Source organism: Campylobacter sp. (assembly GCF_020024835.1).
Lineage (GTDB): Bacteria > Campylobacterota > Campylobacteria > Campylobacterales > Campylobacteraceae > Campylobacter_D.
The window spans coordinates 1-4,099 of record NZ_JAHHTD010000061.1 but is presented as its reverse complement, the minus strand read 5'-3'; the positions used below and the strand labels follow the sequence as shown (position 1 = coordinate 4,099).

Genomic DNA, 4,099 nt, shown 5'->3' with positions numbered 1-4,099 from the left:
GTATTTATAAATTCATCTAGAGGTATGAAAACATAATTTAAAAAATTTATTTTATTTAAGTATTATGGATTATTTTTTATTTATGTATTAAATATACTATAAAACATTTTATCAAAATAAATCATAGTATAAGCTAGTAATAATTTATTTTTAATGAAAAAAATAATACACCTATAAGTAAAAACTAAAAAAAAGTATGTTAAACTCACGACTTACTATTTCACACGCATCAATTCTTTTTAGCTGATTTAGATTAAATGGGTGCGGAGGAATAAGCTAAATTTAAAGGAGAAAATTATGGTTAGTATGAGAGATTTGCTAGAATGCGGAGTGCATTTTGGGCATCAAACAAGACGTTGGAATCCAAAGATGAAAAAATTTATTTTTGGTGAAAGAAAAGGTATTTATGTCATTGATTTACAAAAAACCTTGAGATATTTTAGATATACTTATAACATTGTGCGTGATGCGGCAGCAGAAGGAAAAACTATACTTTTTGTTGGAACTAAAAAACAAGCTGGTGGAGCAATTAAAGAATATGCTGAAAAATGTGGAATGCCTTATATTAATCATCGCTGGCTTGGTGGTATGATGACAAATTTTGGTACTATACGTCAATCTATTAGAAAACTAGAGATTATAGAGAAAATGGAAGAAGATGGAAGTATTAAACTTTTGACAAAAAAAGAAGCTTTGATGCTTACAAGAAAAAAAGAAAAATTACTAGCATATCTTGGAGGTATTCGTTATATGAAGACACAGCCAGATATGATTTTTGTTATTGATACGGTTAAAGAAAAAATTGCAGTACAAGAAGCAAATAGACTTAAAATTCCAGTTGTAGCACCACTTGATACAAACTGCGATCCTGATTTAGTTGATTTTCCTATTCCAGGTAATGATGATGCTATTCGTTCAGTTCAGCTTTTTTGTCAAGAAATGGCTGAAGCTATTAATGAAGGAAAATCTTTAAGGGAACAAGAAGGTGATATAGATGATACAGACAAAGAAGTATCAATTAGTGATAAAGAGAAAAGAGAAGTTTTAGAAGAAGCTATGAGTGAAGAAGACTTTGAAGGAGATGAGGATAATGACTGAAATTACTCCACAAATGGTTAAGCAGCTGCGTGAAAATACTGGCGCAGGTATGATGGATTGTAAAAATGCTTTAAAAGATACAAAAGGAGATTTTGAAAAAGCTATTCAACTTTTAAGAGAAAAAGGGCTGGGAAAAGCAGAAAAGAAAGCTGATCGCTTAGCAGCTGAAGGTCTTATTAGTGTGAAAGTAAGTGATGATTTTAAGATCGCGACTGTAGGTGAAATTAATTCTGAAACAGATTTTGTTGCTAAAAATGAACAATTTATTGCTTTAGTTAAAGATACAACAAGTCATATTCAAACTAAAAATATTCAAGATGTAGAAGAACTTTATTTAAGTGAAATTAATGGAGTTAAATTTGAAGAGTATTTAAAAAATCAAATCGCAACTATTGGTGAAAATTTGGTTGTAAGAAGATTTGCAACACTTAAGGCTGGTGCTAATGGTGTAGTTAATGGCTATATTCATACTAATGGTCGTGTAGGTGTTATTATAGCAGCAGCTTGTGATAGCGAAGCAACAGTGTCAAAATGTGGTGAATTTTTAAAACATCTTTGTATGCATATAGCTGCTATGAAGCCTAGTTATCTGTCTTATGAAGATTTAGATATGGAATTTATAGAAAATGAGTATAAAGCTTTGGTTGCTGAGCTCGAAAAAGATAATGAGGAAAGGAGAAGATTAAAAGATCCTAATAAACCTGAACATAAAATTCCAAAGTTTGCAAGTAGAAAACAGCTTAGTGAAAATATTTTAAAAGAAGCAGAAGATAATATTAAAGCCGAGCTTAAAGCACAAGGAAAGCCTGAAAAAATATGGGATAACATTATTCCTGGAAAGATGAATAGTTTTATTGCAGATAATTCTCAATTAGATAGCAGACTTACGCTAATGGGACAATTTTATGTGATGGATGATAAAAAAACTATTGAACAAGTGATAGCTGAAAAAGAAAAAGAATTTAATGGAAGTATTAAAATAATAGATTTTATTCGTTTTGAGGTTGGCGAGGGTCTAGAAAAGAAGACTGAAGATTTTGCTGCTGAAGTTGCTGCACAAATGAGTTAATAATGGAAATTTTAAGAGCGGAAAATTTAAAACATAGTTTTGATTATCCGCTTTTTGAAAACCTAAATTTATCATTGTATGCAAAGGATTGCGTTGCTATACAAGGAACTAGCGGGTGTGGCAAATCAACCCTCTTGCATATACTTTCTACTTTGTTAAAACCACAGATTGGAAATGTTTATTATAAAAGTAAAAATATATACAATCTTGGAGATAAAGAAATATTAAATATTCGTAGAAATGAATTTGGAATTATTTTTCAAACTCATTATTTATTTAAGGGTTTTTATGCTTTTGAAAATATAGAACTTGCAAGTATTTTAAGCGGGCAAAGAATTGATAAAGAGCTTTTATATAAACTTGGTATAGCTCACTTGATGGAACAAAAGATAACTAAACTAAGCGGTGGGCAACAACAAAGAGTTAGTATTGCAAGAATTTTAAGTAAAAAACCTAAAGTTATTTTTGCAGATGAAGCCACAGGAAATTTAGATTTTAATAATGCATATAATGTGATTGAAATTTTGATTGATTATGCAAAAAATAATGAAGCTATTTTGGTATTTGTAACACACGATCAAGAATTAGCAAAAAAATGTGATTTTGTTTATTGTTTGAGGAATTATGGAATTTGTTAAGTATCTTGGCGATCAAAACGTTATCATTTTTATGCTACTTTTTGCAAGAATGAGTGGCTTAATTGCTTTTTTTCCATTTTTTTCACATAATAGCATTCCTTTGATTATTAAAACTACTTTAGCTTTGTTTTTAACAATGTTTTTATTTCCTTTAGCAAAATTAGAAAACAATATCTTAGATAGTTTTTTTATACTTTTTATTTTAAGTGAAATTTTATTTGGAATGATTGCAGGATTGATTTTGCAAATGGTTTTTGCTATTTTACAAATGGCAGGTGAGCAAGTATCTTTCACTATGGGATTTTCTATGGCTAGTATTATGGATCCAACCACAGGTGCTAATACTCCTGTCATTTCTCAAGTTTTAAATTTGTTGGCTTTACTTTGTTTTTTAGTTTTTGATGGACATCATTTAATTATACTTTTTATAGCTAATTCTTTAGAATATATTAATTTAGGTGGATTTTTTCCTCATGAGAATTTAATGTTATATTTAAATAAATCTATGGTAAATATATTTGTCTTAGGTTTTTCTATGGCTTTTCCTATTTTGGCCATTTCTTTATTATCAGATGTTATTTTTGGTATGTTGATGAAAACTATGCCTCAATTTAATTTATTAGTTGTTGGTTATCCGATAAAAATATTTTTATCTTTTGCGGTTTTAATAGCTATTTTGCTTATAATGATGCAATATTTTAAAAATTTAATAATGAAAAGTTTTGAGCATATGGAATTATTATTTTTCAATATATAAGCAATAAATAATTAAAAATATTTTAGAATATAGCGTTTTTAGTTTTTTTAGGAGATGCAAATGAAAGTTTTGCTTGTTAATTCTAATGTTGCAGTATCTAAATTAATTAGTTTAGGTGTGCAAAAACTTGGTTATGATTTTGAAGAGATTACAAATATTGAAAATGAACTTTCATATTATGATATTATCCTTGTTGATCATGATAGTGATGTGGATCTTGATTATCTTAAAACAAAATGCGAAAGATTAATTTATTTATTGCCAAGAAATCAAGAAAAAAAAGATGGAATAGAATGCTTATTTAAGCCTTTTTTACCAACTGATTTTATAGAATTACTCAGTGGGGCTGAAGATATTTGTAAAGTTATTAATGATGAAAATATTGATGATAAGATAGATGAAAAGTTGTTAGAGTTAAATAATGAAGAATATACTGAAAAAGATATTGATAATGATGAATTGTTAAAAGAATTGAATTTGGATGAAAATTCAGAGGAAAATTCAGAGGAAAATTCAGAGGAAAATTCAGAGGAAAAT

At 28.3% G+C, this 4,099-nt stretch carries 4 protein-coding genes and 1 pseudogene; all 5 read left to right on the top strand.

Annotated features, from left to right (window positions below; genetic code table 11):
- Positions 1 to 297 precede the first annotated feature (297 nt).
- Positions 298 to 1,098 (top strand): 30S ribosomal protein S2, encoded by an 801-nt coding sequence (gene rpsB, locus QZ429_RS07445; RefSeq protein ID WP_291953340.1) that lies wholly within the window; start codon positions 298 to 300, stop codon positions 1,096 to 1,098.
- Positions 1,091 to 2,167, top strand: a complete 1,077-nt coding sequence (gene tsf / locus QZ429_RS07440) for a translation elongation factor Ts (RefSeq protein ID WP_291953338.1) — start codon at positions 1,091 to 1,093, stop codon at positions 2,165 to 2,167. Before rpsB ends, tsf begins: the two co-directional genes overlap by 8 nt.
- 2 nt (positions 2,168 to 2,169) lie before the next feature.
- Positions 2,170 to 2,805: an ABC transporter ATP-binding protein gene (locus tag QZ429_RS07435; RefSeq protein ID WP_291953336.1), complete on the top strand. Its 636-nt coding sequence runs from the start codon at positions 2,170 to 2,172 to the stop codon at positions 2,803 to 2,805.
- Entirely contained in the window at positions 2,792 to 3,562 is a 771-nt protein-coding gene (gene fliR, locus QZ429_RS07430) for a flagellar biosynthetic protein FliR (RefSeq protein ID WP_291953334.1), read from the top strand. The genes QZ429_RS07435 and fliR overlap by 14 nt, the downstream gene beginning before the upstream one ends.
- 60 nt (positions 3,563 to 3,622) lie before the next feature.
- A pseudogene (locus QZ429_RS07425) lies at positions 3,623 to 4,099 on the top strand (hypothetical protein); the annotation flags it as partial.